Here is a 20,067-nt window from a genome sequence, read left to right as displayed (position 1 = left end):
TCCGCAATGTAGGACAGAATCTCCTTGATCTTGGCGAGGGATTTTTGGTCGAGAGAGTGCTCCGTTTCCGTGCGCTCGGCGGAGATGATCTCGTAGAACATCTGGAACAGGCAGCCCTTTACCGCCAGCGGATAGCCGTACGGTCTGGCATCACAGAGAGTATCGATGCGTTCCAGCAGAGCGGAGATGGCGGGATAGTTCCGGCACTCCGGTGTCAGCACCGGTGCAATCTCCTGCGTTCCCGCAAAGAACGGCTGGAGAAAACGGGCATAGCAGGCGTCATTTTCCGCTGCCAGAAGCTCCGGACGGAACAGGATGGTTTCGTATTCCATGACGGCGCAGCCCTTTTGTGCAATGGCGTGGAGCTGTCCGGACAGCACCAGTACGATATCGCCGGCAGTGACGGCGTGGCGCTTTAGGTTCACATCCACCCATCCCTCGCCTTTCTTGACTGCAATCAGTTCGATCTCATCGTGCCAATGGGTGCTGACTGCCTGAAAATCCAGCGGAATGGTGCAGAGGTAGGTGTTATAGGGGAAATCTGCCGGCGTGTGGCACTTTTCCTCGTGGTATTTCTGATATTGCGCAGTGTCCATCTGCATGGGGATACCTCCAATCAAAAAGGATAGGATTGTACAAAAACGGGGGAGAATCCGGCAAGCCCTGATGTGGTTTCCGTGGTATACTAGGAGTATCGTAAAACGTACATTCAAATCGAAACCGCAATGGAAAGGAAGTACAGGAATATGAATCTCTCTGAAATCATGCAGGCTGCTTATCACAAGGATCTGGCAGCATGCTCCAATGCTGAAATCTATGCCGCACTTCTGACAAAGGTTCAGAAGATGGCGGAGGCAAAGAAGCATCCGCAGTCCAAGAAAAAGCTCTACTATATTTCCGCAGAGTTCCTCATCGGAAAGCTGCTCTCCAACAATCTCATCAATCTGGGTGTCTATCAGGACGTGCGGGAACAGCTGGCAGCGTGCGGCAAGGACATCTGCGAGATTGAGGAAGTGGAGAACGAGCCCTCGCTGGGCAACGGCGGTCTGGGCAGACTGGCTGCATGCTTTCTGGATTCCATTGCAACACTGGGACTCAACGGCGACGGCATCGGTCTGAACTACCACTTCGGACTGTTCCGGCAGGTGTTCAAAAACAACGAGCAAACCACCATTCCGGACCCGTGGCTGACCCGGCAGAGCTGGCTGGAAAAGACAGACGTGACCTATGAGGTACCGTTCCGCAGTGGCTCGGTTACCGCAAGAATGTATAACATCAATGTCACCGGCTACGACAGCACCACCAATCAGCTCCACCTGTTTGACGTGGAAACTGTGGACGAATCCATTGTGACCGACGGCATCTCTTTCGACAAGACGGACATCGCCAAGAATCTGACGCTGTTCCTCTATCCGGACGACAGCGACGAGGCTGGCCGGCTGTTGCGAATCTATCAGCAGTACCTGATGGTATCCGCCGGGGCACAGCTGATTCTGGACGAGTGCACTGCCAAGGGCTGCAAGCTAACCGATCTGCCGGACTATGCAGTGATCCAGATCAACGACACACACCCCACAATGGTGATTCCGGAACTGATTCGCCTTATGGTTGCACGCGGTGTGGAAATGGACGATGCCATTGAGGCAGTTTCCAAGACCTGCGCTTACACCAATCACACCATTTTGGCAGAGGCGCTGGAGAAGTGGCCGCTGACCTATCTCAAGCAGGTAGTTCCGCAGCTGGTTCCCATCATCGAAGTGCTGGACGACAAGGTTCGCCGGAAGTACGGCGAGGAGAAGCTCAGCATCATCGACAAGAACGACACTGTGCACATGGCACGTCTGGACATTCACTATTGCTTCAGCGTCAACGGCGTTGCATCGCTGCACACGGAGATTCTGAAAGAAGTCGAACTCCACCCATTCTATGAGATCTATCCAGAGAAGTTCAACAACAAGACCAACGGCATTACCTTCCGCCGCTGGCTGCTCCACTGCAATCCGGAGCTGTCCCAGTGGATTACCGGACTCATCGGCGACGGCTACAAGAAGGATGCCACTCAGCTGGAAAAGCTGCTGGCGTACCGCAAGGATGCCGCTGTTTTGGAACAGCTGCTGCAAATCAAGGACGGCAAAAAGGCACAGCTGCGGCAGTACCTCGCCAAGACACAGGGCATCACCATTCCGGAAAATTCCATCTTTGACATCCAGATCAAGCGCCTGCACGAGTATAAGCGGCAGCAGCTGAATGCCCTGTATGTCATTCAGAAGTATCTGGAGATCAAGGCAGGCAAGAAGCCGGCTCGCCCCATCACCGTAATTTTCGGTGCAAAGGCAGCACCGGCATATATCATTGCGCAGGACATCATTCACCTGATCCTGTGCCTGCAGGAGATCATCCGCAACGATCCGGAGGTCAATCCGTATCTGAATGTGGTCATGGTGGAGAACTACAATGTCACCAAGGCTGAAATGCTGATTCCGGCGTGCGACATTTCCGAGCAGATCTCGCTGGCTTCCAAGGAGGCGAGCGGTACCGGCAACATGAAGTTCATGCTCAACGGTGCGGTAACACTGGGCACAGAGGACGGCGCCAATGTGGAGATTCATCAGCTGGTTGGCGACGACAACATCTATATCTTCGGCGATTCCAGCGAAGTGGTAGTCAAGCGTTATGCAGATGCAAGCTACTGTGCAAAGGACTACTACGAGGAGAATCCGTCCATCCACGAGGCAGTGGATTTTATTACCGGCGAGCAGATGCTGGCAGTCGGCGATGCAGTTCGTCTGGAGCGTCTTTCCAAGGAACTCATCGGCAAGGACTGGTTCATGACTTTCCCGGACTTCGATGCTTATGTCAAGGCAAGAGAACAGGCATATGCGGACTATGAGGATCGTCAGGCATGGGCAGAAAAGATGCTGGTGAATATCGCCATGGCAGGCTATTTCTCCTCCGACCGCACCATTGCCGAGTACAACAAGGACATCTGGAAGCTTGACTGCTAATTTTCCAAAAGACGATTTTCAAACTTATTCATAAAGTGAAGCACCGGAATGCAGAGGATTCCGGTGTTTCTGCGTTCCCATGACCATTATACCATGGAACCGGCAGAACTGCAAGAGAGGAGGAAAACCAATGCAGGAGGAAACGATTGTACAGATCTATGAGGAAGACCACGGCTGTGAAGGCATCCAGCCGGGAGAGATTCCCATGGATGAGGTGCTTCTTCGGGACGATGCCGGCGCAGAGCGCTGGGTGAAGCTGCCGGATGCCATCTTGCTGGCGCACTGCCTGAGAGAGGGCGACCGCATTGTTCTGGAAAAGCTGCTGCAGGAAGCGCAGAAACGCTTTCCGCATCTGAAATAATCAGAACCTGTCTTCAGCGCAAATCAAGCGCAAAAAACCGTCCTGCTAAGGCAAAGCAGGGCGGTTTTGTTTTTGGCGGAAAGCCGTGCAGGTTATCGCTTCACGACTGCGTTTCCGTCGATGAGTACCAGCCACGGGTCACAGAGAAGATCCAGCGGGTCACCGTGGTACAGCTGGAGGTCGGCATCCATACCGGCAGCAATGCTGCCCACCCGATCGGCAACGCCGAGAATCTCAGCAGCGCCGGCAGTGATGGCACGAAGCGCATTCTCACGGGACATACCGCCCTTGACGGCGAGCGCAGCAGTGGTGGGAAGGTACTGGATAGGGATGACCGGATGGTCAGTGCACAAGGCGATCTGCACGCCGTTTTCCTGTAAGATCTTGGGATTTTGCAGATTGAGGTTCTGCATCTCCGGCTTGCAGCGGTCGCAGAGCGTCGGGCCAACGATCACCGGCGCTTCCTCCTCTGCCAGAATGTCTGCAATTTCGTATCCCTCGGTTCCGTGGACAATGACATAATCCAGATTGAACTCCTTGGCGATGCGAATCGCTGTGCAGATGTCGTCCGCACGGTGGCAGTGGAAGTGTGCTTTCACGTCCCGCTCCAACAGCGGCAGCAGTGCCTCGGATTTTGCGTCATAGTCCGGCATGTGCTCGTCGGGATCGCTTTCGGCGAAGTCCAGCTCCTGCTGGTAGCGCTGCGCCTTTGCCAGTCCTTCACGGATGATGGCAGCAGTCGCCATACGGGTGATGGGCGTTTCGTCCCGATCGTTGTAGACGCTTTTGGGATTTTCGCCCAGTGCAAACTTCATGCCCGTGCCGATGCACATCCGGTCTACCATACGTCCGGCGGTTTTCAGGATCGCCATGGCACCGCCGCAGGTGTTGGCGCTGCCGGGGGAGGTCATGACCGTGGTCACGCCTGCCTCCCGTGCCTCCTGAAAGCAGCGGTCCAGCGGATTCACGCCGTCGATCACACGCAGATGCGGGGTAAAGGGATCAGTTGCCTCGTTGCAGTCGTCGCCCTCAAAGGCGATGCCGTTTTCGATGATGCCCAGATGGGTGTGCGCATCGATAAAGCCTGGCAGCAGCAGCGAGCCGGCTGCGTCAATGTCCTCCGGCGCAAGCTCTGCCGGCCTGCCGGATTCCACAGCGGTAATTTTTCCGTCCTCGATGCAGACATAGCCGTTTTCAATGACACCGCGGTCTGTCATCGTATGTATGGTTGCATTCCAGATTTTCATGGGGATTCCTCTCTTTTTCTTGATGGAAACAGATTTTGATTGGTTTTGTCAGAGCCTGTATACGCTTTGTGAAGACAGGTCCTTATTCCAGACTGACGATGGTCACGCCGTCCTCGCCCTCGCCGAATGTGCCCAGCCGGAACGACTTCACGTATTTCAGCTGTTTCAGACGCTGGTGAATTGCCTTGCGCAAAAGTCCGGTGCCCTTGCCGTGAATAATGGTGACAGTTCCCACGTGGGACACCACGGCACGGTCCAGAAATGCGTCCATCTGGTACACGCCCTCGTCACAGGTGCAGCCACGGATGTCCAGTTCCATAGTTCCGCGGCGTGCGGTCTGTGCGGAAACACGTCCGGCGGTGCTGCGCTGTTTCTGCTGGCTCTTCTTCTTTTCCTCTGCGCCGGAAACCAGCCGCAGCCGTCCAACCGGCACCTTGGAGCGCATCGCACCCATTTGCAGGAACACGTTTCCGTTCTTGTCGGGCTTGCCCAGCACCACGCCTTTCTGCTTGGTGTCTGCCAGCATGACGGTGTCGCCGGATTTCAGTTCCCGCGGCAGTACATAGTCCTCGTCCTCTGCGGTATCGGTCAGGGGGTTCGCCGTGTCATACAGCTTGCGGAAGCCACGCTTCACGTCGCCCTTTGCCCGAATGACATCGTCCCCGAAAGACGCCTTTTCCTTTTGCTTTCGCAGCTGTTCCAGCTCGGTGAGCATCTCGTTGGACTGTGCTTTGGTGGTTTCGATGATATGCATGGCTTCCAGCCGGGCCTGTTCCAGCTGGCGATCCCGTTCTCTGCGGGTCTGTTCCAGCTCGGTACGCAGTTTGGCGGCATTTTCCTTTGCCTCTTCCAGCGCTGCACGCATGGTTTCCCGATCGTCCTCCAGCGCCTTGCGGGCCTCGTCTAGACGGGAGACCGCCTGTTCAAAGCGGGTGTTTTCCTCGCTGACCAGCTTTTCCGCCTGCCGGATGATGTCCTGCGGCATGCCCAGACCGGCGCTGATGGCAAAGGCGTTGGATTTTCCCACAGAGCCGACGATCAGACGGTAGGTGGGGCGGAGCTTCTGGATGTCGAATTCGCAGGAGGCATTTTCCACGTCCTGCTGTTCGGTGGCGTAAATTTTCAGTTCCTGATAGTGGGTGGTTACCATGAGTTTTGCGCCGCTCTGTTTCAGCCGGTCGATGATAGCCTCCGCAAGGGCGGCACCCTCCACCGGATCGGTGCCGGAACCCAGTTCGTCCAGCAGCACCAGTGTCCTGTCATCCGCCTGTTCCAGAATGTTGATGACGCTTCGCATGTGGGCGGAGAATGTGGAGAGGTTCTGCTCGATGCTCTGGGTGTCGCCGATGTCCGCCAGCACACGGTCAAAGACGGAGATCTGGCTGCCCTCTGCTGCCGGAATCAGCATGCCGCTCATTGCCATGAGGGTGAGCAGACCGGCAGTTTTCAGGGCAACGGTTTTACCGCCGGTGTTCGGGCCGGTGATGATGAGAGCGCTGCACTCGCCGCCCAGCGTGAAGCTGATGGGGACGGCTTTCTGGTAGGGAATCAGGGGGTGACGTGCCTTTTTCAGGATGAGTATGCCGTCATCGGTCAGATTCGGCGCAAAGGCGTGCATCTGCTCCGCCAGACGTGCCTTTGCGAAATAGAGGTTCAGCTCGGCGCAGGTTTCGTGATTGCGAATGATGGTGTCTGCCCAGGTGCCGCAGTCCGTGCAAAGCTCCTGAATGATGCGCTCGATCTCCTCCGCCTCCTGAATCTCCAGCAGACGGATGTCGTTGTTTGCTTCGACCACAGCGATCGGCTCAATGAAGAGGGTCTGCCCGGTGGCGGAGGTGTCATGTACCAGACCGGCGATCTTGCCCCGATGCTCGGCACGCACCGGCAGAACAAACCGCCCGTCACGCAGGGTGACACGGCTGTCCTGTAAGCACTCCTGAACGTCCTGCCGGCGCATCATCTGGTCGAGGGTGTCCCGCAGCTTCTGGCGGGAGCGTCCGATCTTGCGGCGGATGTCCGCCAGTGCCGGACTGGCGGCATCTGCGATCTCCTCCTCCGAGAGAATGGAGCGATCCAGCTTTTCCAGCAGGAACGGCACGGGGGCAAGCTGGGCAAACAGGTCATCCAGCGAGGTTTCCACCGAGGTGCAGTGGTCGTACCAGTCGCTCAGCGCCTGAATCTGCCGCAGGATCGTGGCGATTTCCAGCAGATCCCGAAGTGAGAGGCGTGCGCCGGATTTGGCTCTGCGCAGTCCCATGCGCATGTCCTGAAAGGCGTGGAACGGCGGTGTGCCGAACTGGATGGCGAGCCGAAGCGCATCGCTGGTTTTTTCCAGTTCTGCCCGTGCTTCTGCCAGATCGGAGGTGGGAGAAATGGCACGGATCTTTTCTTTGGTGATGTCGTTTGCCGCCAGATCGGCGAGCATATCCAGAATTTTATGAAATTCCAGGGTTTGTTCATGTTGATTCATGTTGAGATTCCTCCAGAAAAGGTGGTGCGGCGGAGATCTGATGGTAGAATTGCAGGGCATCCAGCCGCAGGCTGCAGTGGTACTGGACAAAGCGTTCCGTGCAGTGTCCCAGCCGGCGCAGATTATCTTTGCCCAGTCGGAAGCAGAACAGACGGGAAAAATCCGCAAAGACGATGTGCCGCATGGCCTGAAGCACTGCCGCCGGAATCAGAATGCAGGAGTTGTCCCGCTGGGGCGCACCGCAGTTAGTACAGAAAAAACAGCCCTGTTCCACGGAGAAATAGAGCCGTTTTGGTAAGAAAACGCCGCAGCTGCGGCACATCAGCAGATCCGGCATCATGCCAAGCTCTGTCATAAAGCGCAGCTCGAACAGCGGTTTGAGCATACATTCCTCCCGTTCGCCGTTTTCCAGATAGTGGAGTGTGTTCAGCATCAGCCGCAGAATCTCGCAGGATTCTCTGGGATGCTGCTGCTCCCGCACGGAGAGGCGGACGAGCTCGCAAAAATAGGTGGCAAGGCTCAGACGGGAGAGTGATTCCCGCAGCCGATAGAACAGGCGAATTGGTTCGGCGCTGTCCAGCGTGTACTGTCCCTTTCGCTGCTGCAGGCTAAAACGGGCGTAGGAAAACGGCTGGGTCACTGCGGCGGAGGCGCTTGCCTTGCGGCTGGTGCGGACATAGACCTCTGCCATGGTATTTTTTTCGGTGAGAATGTCAATGAATTTGCCCCGATCTCCGGCTGTCCGCTGTGCCAGAACCAGACCCTGATAGATCTCCATGCGGCGGTTTCTCCTTGCTGCTGTCCGAAGCTGTGGGCTGTACTGCCACGCCCAGTGTCTTCCGATAGTGCAGGTAGTCGTCCACGTGTCCGGTCAGACAAAAAATATCCCATGCATCCATGATGGCAACCTCCTTTTCTGAAGTTACCCTTAGCATGTGCCGGACGGTGCGGATTTATACCTGCCGTGTCCATTGCGGTTATTCCGGATTGTCCAGACCGAAGTTATGGATCAGTCCCTCTTTGTTGCGCCAGTCCTCCTTGACCTTGACCCAGCACTGCAAATTGACCTGAATGTAGAAAAAGCGCTCCAGATCTTTTCGTGCCAGTGTGGCGATCTTGCGGAGCATGGTGCCATGCCTGCCGATGAGGATTCCCTTGTGGGACTCCCGCTCGCAGTAGATGGTGGCGTCAATGTCCAGCAGGTCTTTGTCATCCCGTTCCTTCATACGCTCGATGGAAACGGCGATGCCGTGGGGCACTTCGTCCCGCAGCAGGTTCAGGATCTTCTCCCGAATCATCTCAGCAGCGAGGACACGCTCTGGCTGGTCGGTGAATTTCTCGTCGGGGAAGTAGTGGGGGGCAGGCTGTGCCAGCGCCATGACCTCCTGTTCCACCAAGTCCACGCCGTCGTTTTCCGTGACGCTGACCGGAACGGTAGCGGCAAACGTGTGTGCGGCGTTGAGGGAGGCGATTGCCTGCATCAGCTTGGTCTTGTCGCTGCAGAGGTCGATCTTGTTCAGCACCAGAATCACCGGCGTTTTGGCACGCTCCAGCGAGCCGAGCAGCTCCTCTTCCTGCTGGGAGAGTGGTTTGGTGCAGTCCTGCACAAACAGCACCGCATCAATATCCGCCACTGCATCCCGCACGGCTTTCAGCATGTGGTCGCTGAGCTTGGTGGTGGGCTTGTGCAGACCGGGGGTGTCCATAAAGACCATCTGCGTTTCTCCGATGGTCTTGATGCCCGTGATGCGGGTGCGTGTGGTCTGCGGCTTGGGGCTGACCGAGGCAATCTTCTCCCCGATGATGGCGTTCAGCAGGGAAGATTTTCCCGCATTGGTGTGTCCGGCGAGGGTGACAAAAACGGATTTTGTGGTCATGAATCAAGGTCCTCCGTCTGGGTGAAGGTGGCTTCTCTGGAGATGCCCAGCGCACCCAGAACCTCCTCCTCCTTCTCCCGCATCTGGCGTTCCTCCAGCGGGCTGGTCTCGTGGTCATAGCCCAGCAGGTGGAGCATGGAGTGGACGGTCAGAAAGCCGATCTCCCGTTCCAGAGAGTGGCCGTACATCCGTGCCTGCTTCATGGCAGTTTCCAGAGAGATGACCACATCGCCCAGCAGGGCGCAGCCGGTTTCCTTGTTGGTGTCATAGTGGCCGTTCTGCCCCAGCGGGAAAGAGAGCACATCAGTGACACGGTCTTTTTTGCGGTAAATGCGGTTGAGTCTGCGGATTTCCTCATCACTGACGAAAGAAACGCTGACCTCAGCGTCCTGCTTGAAGTGTTCGGATACGAGGACTGCCTGACAGCAGCGCCGTATCAGAAGACGGATTCCAACGGGAACCCGTACCTTTGCTTGATTGTTTTTCACCATGACTTTGACTTTCGGCATGATAATCGGAACTCCTTTCATGTATCTTCGTGTCTGCCTCCGCAGGCGCATATGCCCCCATGCGCTATATTGCGCACGGGTATTTAGAGCGTGTGCGCCTCTGTGAGGGAAACACGCTTTCTTTTTATTTTTCTGTATGCGGTTTGTGTTCTGCCTTTTCATAGGCACGGATGATGTCCTGCACCAGCTTGTGGCGCACCACATCCCGATTGGTGAACTCGCAGACGGCGATGTCCTCCACGTCTTTGAGAATGCGGGACGCCGTCAGCAGACCGCTTTTTTGCTTTTCCGGCAGGTCAATCTGTGTGGCGTCGCCGGTGATGACCATATGGCTGCCCTCGCCCAGACGGGTGAGGAACATCTTCATTTGTTCGCTGGTGGTGTTCTGCGCTTCGTCCAGAATGATGAAGGCATTGTCCAGCGTTCTGCCGCGCATGTACGCCAGCGGTGCGACTTCGATGGAGCCACGTTCCAGATGGCGCTGGAATGCCTCGGCACCCAGCATCTCAAACAGGGCATCGTAGAGCGGACGTAAGTAAGGGTCGACCTTGTCCTGTAAATCGCCGGGGAGAAAGCCCAGCTTTTCGCCGGCCTCCACTGCCGGACGGGTGAGGATGATCCGTGTCACTTCGTGGCGGCGGAATGCACGCACCGCCATGGCAACGGCGAGGTAGGTCTTTCCGGTACCGGCAGGACCAATGCCGAATACCACGGTATTCCTGGCGATGGCGCTGACGTAGCTGCGCTGTCCTACGGTGCGGGTGCGGACGACCTTACCGGTGGCGCTCAGGCAGACGGTGTCGTCGTCCGCCATGGCGGAGAGCTGTTCTGATGCGCCGGCCTCCACCATTTCTGCAGCGTAGTGAATGGACTGCCGGCTGATCGCCTGTCCGGTTGCCGCAAACCGCAGCAGTGCCTCCAGTACGCCAGCCGCCAGATCGACCTCCGAGGATGCTCCCTGAATCCGGATTCCTTCGCCGCGGCAGACAATGGAAACATGATAGCGCTGTTCCAGCAGCTTGAGATTTTCGTCAAAACTGCCGCAGATCGTCTGAAATTGCTCGTTGTCCTGAACGGAGATTACTTTTTCTGCCATAGATGGACGCATTCCTTTCTTTCTCACTCCCGAACCTTCCGCCGGTTCTTCTCTCTATTATACCATATTTCTTTCAAAATGTGAAATGGAATTCGAGTGATTTAACAAAAAATTTATAGGTGCATCAAAATACAAGTCAATATTTGCCTGCTTTTGTCTTGCAAACTGCACTTTCTAAAAAGGCAATCAGCGTATCCGCAGGAAATTTTGACGTAGAAAAAAATTTGCATAAAAAGTATTTGCAATTTTCGAAAAATGTGCTATAATAAAAGAAATCAAAAAACGCCCTCTGCCGCAGCTGCAGGGGTTCTATCCATAGGAGGGAAATGCATGGGTCAGAAAGAGAAAAAGAAGCAGCAGGCAGCTGCTCAGAAACCCAACCGCACACCGAAGCCCCGCCATCCCCGCGGACACGGCGCAAAGGTTACGGCGGAAATTGTGGTATCCCTGCTTCTGGTGGCATTTGCCGGATATGAGGTATACCGCATCTGTGATTCCATGGTGCCCATCGCACAGGGAAGCGGTGTCGTTGCCGGCGGTGATTCCGATGAAGCGGACGACAGCAGCTCGCAGGCATCCACCGATGCCACAGTCTATGAAAATGTGGCAGTGGAAAAGGAGGCTGTGCACGAGGGCGATCTGATTCTGGTCAACAATGACAACGCTTATGTGCCGTCCAACGAAACCGAGATCACTAGCATCTATGAATACAAGGAAGCCAATCAGGAAGAAAACTACCACGTCAGCGGTACAGATGTCAGCCTGCGCAAGCCGGCGCTGGAGGCGCTGAGCGGAATGCTGGACGACTTCTACAAGGCGACCGGTCATCAGGATATCATCATCATCAGCGGCTACCGCACCACGGAGGAACAGCAGGCGCTCTATGACAGCGACCTCTCCTCCACCGGCGAGGACAGCTCCACACTGGTGGCGCTCCCCGGACACAGCGAGCACGAGTCGGGCTATTCCGTTGATCTGTCCCTGTATTCGGACGGCAACCTGTCGGATTACGACGGCACCGGCGACTATGCGTGGATCGATGAGAATTGTGACCACTACGGCTATATTCTCCGCTATACTGAGGCAAAGACAGAGGAAACTAAGATTCAGGCGGAGGCATGGCACTACCGCTATGTGGGCGAGCCACATGCCACCTATATGAAAGAAAACAACCTCTGTCTGGAGGAGTACCTCACATTGCTGCGCAACTACACCACGGAAAATCATCTTAAGATCGTCAACTGGGACGGCGGGATTTACGAAGTGTACTATGTGCCGGCAGACACGACTGCCAATACCTCTTACGTGCTGGTTCCGCCGGATAAGGACTACACCATTTCCGGCAACAACAGCGATGGATTTATCGTGACGGTGGACACCGGCGAGATCCAGAAGTTTGATGATGAGAGCAGTGCAGACAGTGCCGCAGACGGCGATTTGTCCGCAGCGCCGGAAGAAACGGCTGCGCCGGCAGAGGATGAGTCCTCTGCGGATGAAGCAGAATAACAGCTGCTTTGCGCAATACAAAACAGTTGAAATAAAAAATAAGAAGTGGAAGTAAAACCAATGGAACAGAAAACTCCGGAGGAACAGAAGTCAACAGAAGAGCTACTGAAAAAGACGGGAAAGGGTGCAAAGAACATCCTTAATGAATTCAAGGAGTTCATTTCCAAGGGCAATGTTTTGGACATGGCGGTCGGTTTGATCGTCGGCTCTGCATTTACGGCGATTGTCAATTCGCTGGTAGACGATATGCTGATGCCGCTCATCGGAACCGTACTGGCGGGCATTGATTTCAGCCAGCTGGGCGTACACATTCCGTGGGGCAATGAGCCGTTTATTGCCGTTGGCAATTTTCTGAACGCCATAATCACATTCCTGCTGACGGCGCTGTGTGTATTCCTGATCGTCAAGTTCATGAATATTTTCCGGCGCAAGAAGGAGAAGAAGCCGGCAGAACCGCCGAAGCCCAGCAAGGAAGAGCAGCTGCTCACCGAGATTCGTGATCTGCTTGCTGCACAGCAGGCTGGCGGGAAGAACGGCGCAGGCGAGAAAAAAGAATAATTTTACATTTCGACAACCTCTTACTATTCTATATCAGAAAGCACACCGCTGACGTGCATAGCGGTGTGCTTTCCTTTTTGGTATGCTATCATTTGAAAGGTTACATTCTGCCGTCGGCGCAGCGTGTGCCGGCGCCTGCAACGTGCTGAAGCTTGACTGCACACCAGCCGGCTGCCTCCCGCTTTTCCAGTACGGTGAAGTCGTGGGCGGTGACGGTTTCCAGCACCTCGTCTGCCCGTTCGGTGATAATGCCGGAGAGGATCAGAATGCCGTTGTCCTTGAGAAACCGAGGGAACAGGGGCGCCATTGCCTTGATGACATCGGCGACGATGTTGGCAGTGATGAGATCGTATCCCTCGCCGATTTTTTCCACCAGTGCATCGTCTGTGATGACATTGCCGCAGGAAATGGTGTAGGTGCCAGGGTCGAGGCGGTTTTCCGCCGCATTTTCCTGTGCAATGCGTGTGGCGTTTTCCTCGATGTCGATGGCATAGGCGGACTTTGCTCCCAGCAGCAGACCGCCGATGAAGAGAATGCCGCTGCCGCAGCCCAGATCCAGCAGACGGGTGCTTGGCTGTACCTCGGATTCCATCAGTTCCAGACAGAGACGGGTGGTGTGATGCTGTCCGGTGCCGAAGCTGCTTGCCGGATCGATTTCCAGAACGGTTCTGCCCTCTGCTGTCTCAGTGACCGGCTCCCAGCTGGGCTTGATGAACAGCTTTTTACCAACAGGGAAGGGCTTGAAGTACTGCTTCCAGTTGTTTGCCCAGTCCTCCTCCCGAATGCCGGAGCAGGAAATTTCCAGTCTGCCGTAGAGGTGCTCGGTGTCCTCCTCTTTCATGCGTGCCAGCATGGCACGAAGTGCTGCCATGGTTTCTGCGCCCTGCGAGTCAACCGGCAGATAGACGGTGATGCAGGTTTCGCAGTTGGCAAGCTCCATCAGACCATCCTCCAGATAGTCCCACTTGCCGTCCTTCTGTTCCAGAAATTCCTGAAAGTCCTGTGCGTCCTGCACCACGCATCCGCGGATTCCCAGATCCTGCAATCTGACGCTGAGCAAATCGATGGCTGCGGTTGTTGTATAGATATCTACCTGTGTCCAATCCATTGTGTTATGCTTCTCCTTTTTCTTCTTTCAGCTGCTGCCGCTTCCGCACATTCTCCTCCTGAATCTGCCGTCCCTCGGCGATGAGGTATTGCAGACGCTCTTCGTCCCGCTGCTTCAGAGCATCCCGATAGTCGGTGAGGTTCTCGATGAGCAGGTCGAGGTGGTACAGCAGGTTGTCCCGATTGTCCAGAAACAGCGCTGCCCACATGGTTTCGTCCATGGTTGCCACACGTGTCATGTCCTGAAAGCTGCCGCCGGAGAACGAGAGCGCATCGTCCATGCAGAAGTCCTTGACATAGGAACTGGACACCACGTGTGCCAGCTGGGAGGTGTAGGCGATCATGTTGTCGTGCCACATAGGGGTTGCCTGAATAATCTGCCCGAAACCGATCTCCTTTGCCAGCCCGATGACCGTTTGCAGGGCGTGTTCCTGCGTGCCTTCCACCGGTGTGACGATCAGGTTTGCCCCCTGGAACAGGTTGGGAATGCTGGCAGCATAGCCGCTTTTTTCTCGACCCGCCATGGGGTGCGTTCCCACGTAGAACACGCCGGCTTTCTGGCAGCGGTAGGTGAGATCACGTACCATTTTGCCTTTCAGACCGCAGGCATCCACCAGAATCGTGCCGGCTTTGATGCGGGGAAGCGCCTTTTGGATGAGCGAAATGGCGATGCGCTGGTGCAGGCAGACGATGATCATATCATAAGCGCCGTCCTCCATGGTGCCGGTGCCGTCAATACTGCCGTCCTCCAGTGCCTGTTCCAGAACGTCCTGCCGGACATCGCAGCCGTATACGGTATGCTCCGTGACGGCTTTGATGGATTTGCAGATGGAACCGCCGATGAGTCCCATGCCGACTACAAGAATCTGCATAATGTTTCCTCCCTATTGTGAGCCTGCACGGGGCAGACCGAAAGTTAAGTTCTCTTTTATTGTAACACGAAAACGCCGGTGCGTCAAGCGTGTCCGCAAAAAGACGAACAGCTGTTCCAGGGAATCCATTGGAAATTTTTCTTATTCATAATTTGTGCAACAAATTGACTGGAAAACACCTTGCAAGGTGCGCCGGTTTGTGGTATACTAAAAAAGACGGTTCCCTCGGGAACGGTGAATGTTGGAAAACCAATACCCGAATGGTCGGGAATTTGAGAGAAAGAAGTGCAGATTGTATGACAAAAATTACAATTTTTTCAGGATTTCTGGGCGCTGGCAAGACCACGCTCATCAAGAAGCTGATTGCTGAGGCATATACCGGAGAGAAGCTGGTGCTGATCGAGAACGAGTTTGGTCAGATCGGCATTGACGGCGGATTTTTGCAGGATGCCGGCGTGGAGATCACCGAAATGAACTCCGGCTGTATTTGCTGCAGCCTTGTGGGCGATTTCGGCAAGGCACTGCAGCAGGTGCTGGAGCAGTATCACCCCGACCGCATTCTGATCGAGCCGTCCGGCGTGGGCAAGCTGAGCGACGTCATCCGTGCCGTGCAGAATCTCCACGCACAGGGGGTGGAGCTGGATGGCTTCACGACTGTGGTAGATGCCAAGAAGTGCAAGATGTATCAGAAGAACTTCGGCGAGTTCTTTGACAACCAGATCACCTATGCAAGCTGCCTGATCCTGAGCCACACCGCCGGTCTGTCGCAGGAGAAGCTGGACGATTGCGTACACCGTCTGCGTGCCTGCAATCCCGCTGCGCCTATCGTGACGACCGAGTGGGATCAGCTGACCGGCGCACAGCTGCTGGAGGCAATGACGCAGAAGAACACACTGGACGATGAGCTGCAGCAGCTTCTGGCGGAACAGCAGGAGCATCACCACCACGACCACGAGCATGAGGAGCATGAGCATCATCATCACGACCATGACCATGAACACGGCGAGGGCTGCACCTGCGGCTGTCATGACCACGATCACGACCATGATCACGAGGAACACGAGCACCATCATGACCACGACCATGACCACGGTGAGAACTGCACCTGCGGCTGCCACGATCACGACCACGAGCATCACCACCACCATGCGGACGATGTGTTCACCAGCTGGGGCGTGGAATCCGCACAGACCTATACTGTGGAGGAGATCACCGCAGCGCTGGAAGCTCTCTCGAATGCAGACACCTACGGCATGATTCTCCGTGCCAAGGGCATTGTTCCGGCAAAGGACGGCAGCTGGATCCACTTCGACTATGTTCCGGGCACACCGGATGTTCGCCACGGCAGCGCCGGCACAACCGGCCGTCTTTGCGTCATCGGCTCGGGCATTCACGAGGATGCACTGAGCGCACTGTTTCACGCAGAATAAAAGATAAGGAGGCAGGAAAATGCCAGCTGCACAAAATGAACCCAACGATATTCCGGTATATCTGTTTACCGGATTTTTAGAGGCGGGAAAGACCAAGTTCATTCAGGAAACCATGGAGGATAAGCGTTTCAACTCCGGCGAACCCACACTGCTGCTGCTCTGTGAGGAGGGCGAGGAGGAATACGACGTTTCCGCCTTTCCGTGCAAGGACGTGTTTCTGCACACCATTGAGGATCAGGAGGACTTCAATCCGGAGAATCTGCAAAAAATCCTCAAGTCCTGCGGGGCGACTCGTGTCGTTCTGGAATACAACGGTATGTGGCCCATGAACCACCTGTTCCAGAATCTGCCGGATGACTGGGCGGTATATCAGGAGATGTTCTTTGCGGATGCCGGAACCTTCTTCCAGTACAACGCTAATATGCGCAGTCTGGTGGTGGATAAACTGAACACCTGCGAACTGGTGGTATTCAACCGCTTTGAGAAGTCTATGGACAAGATGGAATTCCACAAGATCGTCCGTGGTGTCAGCCGCCGGACGGATATCGCCTATGAGTACACCGATGGCAAGGTGGAGTACGACGAAATCGAAGATCCGCTGCCGTTTGATGTCAATGCGCCGGTTATTCGGCTGGCAGACACAGACTATGCGCTGTGGTATCGGGACATCATGGAGGATCCGAAGAAGTATGACGGCAAGGTGATCTCGTTCCGTGGGATTGTGGCGAAAGATCCCAAGTTCCCCGCCGATACGTTCGCCGTTGGCCGCCATGTCATGACCTGCTGCGTGGAGGATATCACGTATAGCTGTGTTGTGGCAGAGTGGGAGAAGGCAAGCGTGCTCCAGCCCCGCCAGTGGGTACAGGTCACCGGAAAGATTCACGTGCAGAAGCACAAGCTCTATCGTGGCAAAGGACCGGTACTGCAGGTGCAGGAGCTCGTGATGACCAGCGCACCGGAGCAGGAAGTTGCAACTTTCTATTGATGTAAGAAAAGACACACTCTAATCTACAAATACAAAACAGCACCGCAGTGCATTCCGCTGCGGTGCTGTTGCTTTTTGTAGAATAAGAACCTGTCTATATGCGTGTCTTTTCGGCAAATTTTGCTGCATACTGCATTATGCTCGAAAATCCACCTATATTTCTTGTGAAGACAGGTTCTGGGATAGATTTACTTAGTTCTGCATGCCACGCATGATCCAGTCGTACATGCCCTGATACTGGAGTGCGGAGCTGCCCCAGGAGAAATCCTGCTGCATGCCACGCTTTACGATGTCGTTCCAGTCCTCACGGTGGTCGAAGTAGATCTTCTTGGCATAGTTGATGGTGTAGAGCAGATCGTCTGCGTTGTAGTGGGCAAAGGTGAAGCCTGTGCCGGTCTTTTCGTACTCGTTGTACGGAACGACGGTATCCTTCAGACCGCCGGTTTCCCGCACGATGGGCACAGTGCCGTAGCGCAGGGAGATCAGCTGTGTCAGGCCGCACGGCTCAAACCGAGAGGGAACCAGCATGGCATCTGCGGCAGCGTAGAGCTTGTGCGCCAGGGGATCGGAGTAGAAGATGTTGGCGGAAACACGATCCGGATACTTCTCCTGATAGTAGCGGAACATGTTCTCATAGCGGCTTTCGCCGGTGCCGATGATGACAAACTGGGTGAAGTCGTCGGTGATGCGGTCGGCGATCCAGTCCACCAGATCCAGACCTTTCTGGTCGGTCAGGCGGGAGATGATGGCGATCATGAACTTGTTCTCGTCTGCCGGCAGACCTAGCTCTTTCTGGAGCGCCAGCTTCGCCTGCTTTTTCTTTGCGACTGCGTCCTTGTCGGAGTAGTGCACGCTGATCTTCTTGTCGGTCTGCGGATTATAGACATCGTAGTCGATGCCGTTGAGAATACCGCGGAGAGACTTGGCACGTGCGCAGAGAAGACCGTCCAGCTGTTCGCCGTAATACGGAGTTTTGATCTCTTCGGCATAGGTTTCGCTGACGGTAGTGATGTAGTCAGCGTAAACCAGACCGCCCTTGAGCATGTTGGCATCTTGCTTGAATTCCAGCTTATCCGGTGTGAACATGTAGTCCGGCAGATTGGTGTTGTAGACAAAGTGGCGGATGTCCCATACGCCCTGGAATTTCAGGTTGTGGATGGTCATGATGCTCTTGGTGCCCCAGTAGAAGCTGTGGGTGGCAAAGGTGCTCTTGAGGAAAACGGGGATCATGCCCGTCTGCCAGTCGTGGCAGTGGATGATGTCGGGGTGGAAGCCGATAACCGGCATTGCTGCGAGAACTGCCTTGCAGAAGAAGATAAAGCGCTCGATGTCCCAACGGGTGGAATCGCTGTAAGGCTGGTCGCACTTGAAATAATATTCATTGTCGATAAAGTAGAAGTGCACACCCTCATAGACATATTCCATGATACCAACGTGGACATTTTCCACATGCTGGCCATAATCCATGTAGAAATGGCTGACATAGCGGAACTGACTGCGGTATTCCCACGGAATGCAGGTGTAGTTGGGGAGAATCACACGGACATCATAGTTGTTGTGATCCAGACTTTTCGGAAGTGCGCCCACAACGTCTGCAAGACCTCCGGTCTTGACAAAGGGGACGCATTCGGATGCAGCAAATAGAATATTTTTCATCGTTTTCATATCGTGCCGTGCGGCACATACTCCTTCCGCATAAATTCAGGAAAAATCCGCCATGGGATTTTCTCCTCTTTATTATACTCTTTTTTTTGGCGCACGTCAAGAGATTTCACAAAAAACGAAAAAATCATTCCACAAATCGTTGTTGAAATTTGTAAAGGTTGTACATTGCCCTTTGAAAACAACGGTTTGACACAGCAGATGCCTGCCCTAGGATTCCGCCTGCATCAGCGCACCGGCGATCTGGCGGAGCACCGGCGCAGCGGAGACATTGCCGTAGCCGCCATCCTCTGCCAGAACGGTCACTGCATACTTGGGGTTGGAAACGGGGAAAAAGGCAGTCACCCAGCCGTGGCAAATCTCCTCGCCGTCCTCGCTGAAGCGTCCGGTCTGGGCAGTGGAGGTCTTGGCACCCATAGGGACATGGCGTGGCTTCCCGGCAAAGTCGGAGTCGGCGGCGGCGTAGCACATCAGCGAGCGCAGATATGCAGCGGTTTCTGCGGAGATGCCCTGCGAATGACGGGCGGACGATTCACGGAGCACATTTCTGCCGTCCTCTGTGATGCCCCGCACCAGACGAACCTCCGGAAGCGTTCCGTCGCCGGCAATGGCGCAGGTCATGCGTGTGATCTGGAGCGGTGTGGCAGTGAGAATGCCCTGCCCGAAGCCGAAGTTGGCACGCTCTGCCGGAAGCCGGAGCTGCTGGAGGGTGGGAAGTGTGCCGCTGGAGGCAACTTGTCCGGTGGTGAGCGGAATCTCCTGTCCGAAGCCCAGCGCCTTTGCCGTCTGCCGCAGTGCTGCACCAGAAAGCCGCTGGCTCAGCTGAATGAAAAAGGGATTGCAGGAATTGCGCATGGCGAGAGGCATGGTTTGTCTGCCGTGTCCCTGATCGTCGTGGCAGCGGAAGAGCTGTCCCTCCACGGAGATGGTGCCGGTACAGTCCCATTGGAACGTGTCCGCAAGTTCGCTGTCCTTGGCGCAGGCAGCCGTGACCAGCTTGAAAATGGAACCCACGGGATAGGCATAGAGGGCACGGTTGATCATGGGGCTGTCGGGATCTTGGATCGCCTCTTCCAGTGTGTCGGCGGTGTAGCCGGGGAAACTGGCGAGTCCCAGAATGTCGCCGGAGCTGACCTCCATGACCACGATGCATCCCTTTTCCAGACGGCTGCCGGCTGCCTCGCAGATGCGCTGGACATGGGCGTCCAGCGTGGTGAAAATACCGGCAGTGGGATTTTCGCCGTAGCGAATCAGCTTTCCCTCGCCGGCAAGTGCGCTGCCGCTGCCGTCCACGGAAAAGGTGACGCTCCAACGGGAGTCCACGCTGCGCAGGATGCTGTCATAGTCCGCCTCCAGTCCGGCAACGCCAACACCCTGGGAGG

Annotated in this window: 18 protein-coding genes; 6 read left to right on the top strand and 12 right to left on the bottom strand. The window is 55.4% G+C overall.

Annotated features, from left to right (window positions below; genetic code table 11):
- The coding region (locus tag QZL66_RS02810) for an AraC family ligand binding domain-containing protein (RefSeq protein WP_293601798.1) at positions 1 to 602 on the bottom strand (602 nt) is incomplete at its 3' end.
- Positions 603 to 746: 144 nt separating this feature from the next.
- Between QZL66_RS02810 and QZL66_RS02805 the strand changes: the two genes are divergently transcribed.
- Together QZL66_RS02805 and QZL66_RS02800 are read left to right on the top strand one after the other, a co-directional pair.
- On the top strand, positions 747 to 3,005 hold the full coding sequence (locus QZL66_RS02805) for a glycogen/starch/alpha-glucan phosphorylase (protein ID WP_022410248.1): 2,259 nt from the start codon (positions 747 to 749) through the stop codon (positions 3,003 to 3,005).
- A 130-nt stretch (positions 3,006 to 3,135) separates the two neighbouring features.
- Positions 3,136 to 3,366 (top strand): hypothetical protein, encoded by a 231-nt coding sequence (locus tag QZL66_RS02800; RefSeq protein WP_022410247.1) that lies wholly within the window; start codon positions 3,136 to 3,138, stop codon positions 3,364 to 3,366.
- Between the two features lie 92 nt (positions 3,367 to 3,458).
- On the opposite strand, the gene QZL66_RS02795 is transcribed toward QZL66_RS02800, so the two are convergent.
- The 7 genes from QZL66_RS02795 to QZL66_RS02765 form a co-directional block, all read right to left on the bottom strand.
- Complete coding sequence (locus QZL66_RS02795; protein WP_022410246.1) at positions 3,459 to 4,613, bottom strand: amidohydrolase; 1,155 nt, start codon at positions 4,611 to 4,613, stop codon at positions 3,459 to 3,461.
- An 82-nt stretch (positions 4,614 to 4,695) separates the two neighbouring features.
- Positions 4,696 to 7,083 carry an endonuclease MutS2 gene (locus QZL66_RS02790; protein ID WP_022410245.1) on the bottom strand — a complete coding sequence of 796 codons (2,388 nt, stop codon included), beginning with the start codon at positions 7,081 to 7,083 and terminating at the stop codon, positions 4,696 to 4,698.
- Positions 7,070 to 7,861, bottom strand: coding sequence for a DNA repair protein RecO (gene recO / locus QZL66_RS02785; RefSeq protein ID WP_022410244.1), 792 nt, complete (start codon positions 7,859 to 7,861; stop codon positions 7,070 to 7,072). The genes QZL66_RS02790 and recO overlap by 14 nt, the downstream gene beginning before the upstream one ends.
- Complete coding sequence (locus tag QZL66_RS02780) at positions 7,797 to 7,982, bottom strand: hypothetical protein (RefSeq protein ID WP_293601797.1); 186 nt, start codon at positions 7,980 to 7,982, stop codon at positions 7,797 to 7,799. Before QZL66_RS02780 ends, recO begins: the two co-directional genes overlap by 65 nt.
- 78 nt (positions 7,983 to 8,060) lie before the next feature.
- Positions 8,061 to 8,960, bottom strand: coding sequence for a GTPase Era (era, locus tag QZL66_RS02775; protein WP_022410243.1), 900 nt, complete (start codon positions 8,958 to 8,960; stop codon positions 8,061 to 8,063).
- Positions 8,957 to 9,469, bottom strand: coding sequence for an rRNA maturation RNase YbeY (gene ybeY, locus QZL66_RS02770; protein ID WP_022410242.1), 513 nt, complete (start codon positions 9,467 to 9,469; stop codon positions 8,957 to 8,959). The genes era and ybeY overlap by 4 nt, the downstream gene beginning before the upstream one ends.
- Before the next feature lie 124 nt (positions 9,470 to 9,593).
- Positions 9,594 to 10,565, bottom strand: coding sequence for a PhoH family protein (locus tag QZL66_RS02765; RefSeq protein WP_022410241.1), 972 nt, complete (start codon positions 10,563 to 10,565; stop codon positions 9,594 to 9,596).
- Between the two features lie 330 nt (positions 10,566 to 10,895).
- On the opposite strand from QZL66_RS02765, the gene QZL66_RS02760 reads away from it, so the two are divergent.
- Together QZL66_RS02760 and mscL are read left to right on the top strand one after the other, a co-directional pair.
- The gene (locus QZL66_RS02760) at positions 10,896 to 12,071 is read left to right on the top strand and encodes a D-Ala-D-Ala carboxypeptidase VanY (protein ID WP_022410240.1); all 1,176 of its coding nucleotides are present in this window, start codon (positions 10,896 to 10,898) and stop codon (positions 12,069 to 12,071) included.
- Between the two features lie 60 nt (positions 12,072 to 12,131).
- Entirely contained in the window at positions 12,132 to 12,629 is a 498-nt protein-coding gene (gene mscL / locus QZL66_RS02755) for a large-conductance mechanosensitive channel protein MscL (protein WP_022410239.1), read from the top strand.
- A gap of 100 nt (positions 12,630 to 12,729) precedes the next feature.
- On the opposite strand, the gene prmA is transcribed toward mscL, so the two are convergent.
- Together prmA and QZL66_RS02745 are read right to left on the bottom strand one after the other, a co-directional pair.
- The gene (prmA, locus tag QZL66_RS02750; RefSeq protein WP_022410238.1) at positions 12,730 to 13,737 is read right to left on the bottom strand and encodes a 50S ribosomal protein L11 methyltransferase; all 1,008 of its coding nucleotides are present in this window, start codon (positions 13,735 to 13,737) and stop codon (positions 12,730 to 12,732) included.
- Between the two features lie 4 nt (positions 13,738 to 13,741).
- Positions 13,742 to 14,608, bottom strand: a complete 867-nt coding sequence (locus QZL66_RS02745) for a prephenate dehydrogenase (protein WP_022410237.1) — start codon at positions 14,606 to 14,608, stop codon at positions 13,742 to 13,744.
- Between the two features lie 296 nt (positions 14,609 to 14,904).
- Between QZL66_RS02745 and QZL66_RS02740 the strand changes: the two genes are divergently transcribed.
- Positions 14,905 to 16,038: a CobW family GTP-binding protein gene (locus QZL66_RS02740; protein ID WP_022410236.1), complete on the top strand. Its 1,134-nt coding sequence runs from the start codon at positions 14,905 to 14,907 to the stop codon at positions 16,036 to 16,038.
- Between the two features lie 19 nt (positions 16,039 to 16,057).
- Positions 16,058 to 17,023, top strand: coding sequence for a TIGR03943 family putative permease subunit (locus QZL66_RS02735; protein WP_022410235.1), 966 nt, complete (start codon positions 16,058 to 16,060; stop codon positions 17,021 to 17,023).
- 192 nt (positions 17,024 to 17,215) lie between these two features.
- Here QZL66_RS02735 and glgA read toward each other — a convergent pair whose 3' ends face one another.
- Both glgA and QZL66_RS02725 read right to left on the bottom strand, forming a co-directional pair.
- The gene (glgA, locus tag QZL66_RS02730; protein ID WP_226943087.1) at positions 17,216 to 18,679 is read right to left on the bottom strand and encodes a glycogen synthase GlgA; all 1,464 of its coding nucleotides are present in this window, start codon (positions 18,677 to 18,679) and stop codon (positions 17,216 to 17,218) included.
- Between the two features lie 216 nt (positions 18,680 to 18,895).
- Positions 18,896 to 20,067: peptidoglycan D,D-transpeptidase FtsI family protein (locus QZL66_RS02725; RefSeq protein ID WP_293601796.1), on the bottom strand; the 1,172-nt coding region annotated here is incomplete at its 5' end.

It is taken from the genome of Ruminococcus sp. CAG:330 (assembly GCF_000437175.1).
GTDB lineage: Bacteria > Bacillota > Clostridia > Oscillospirales > Ruminococcaceae > Ruminococcus_C.
Note: the sequence above shows the minus strand (reverse complement) of the source record. Positions and strands in the feature narration are given on the sequence as shown.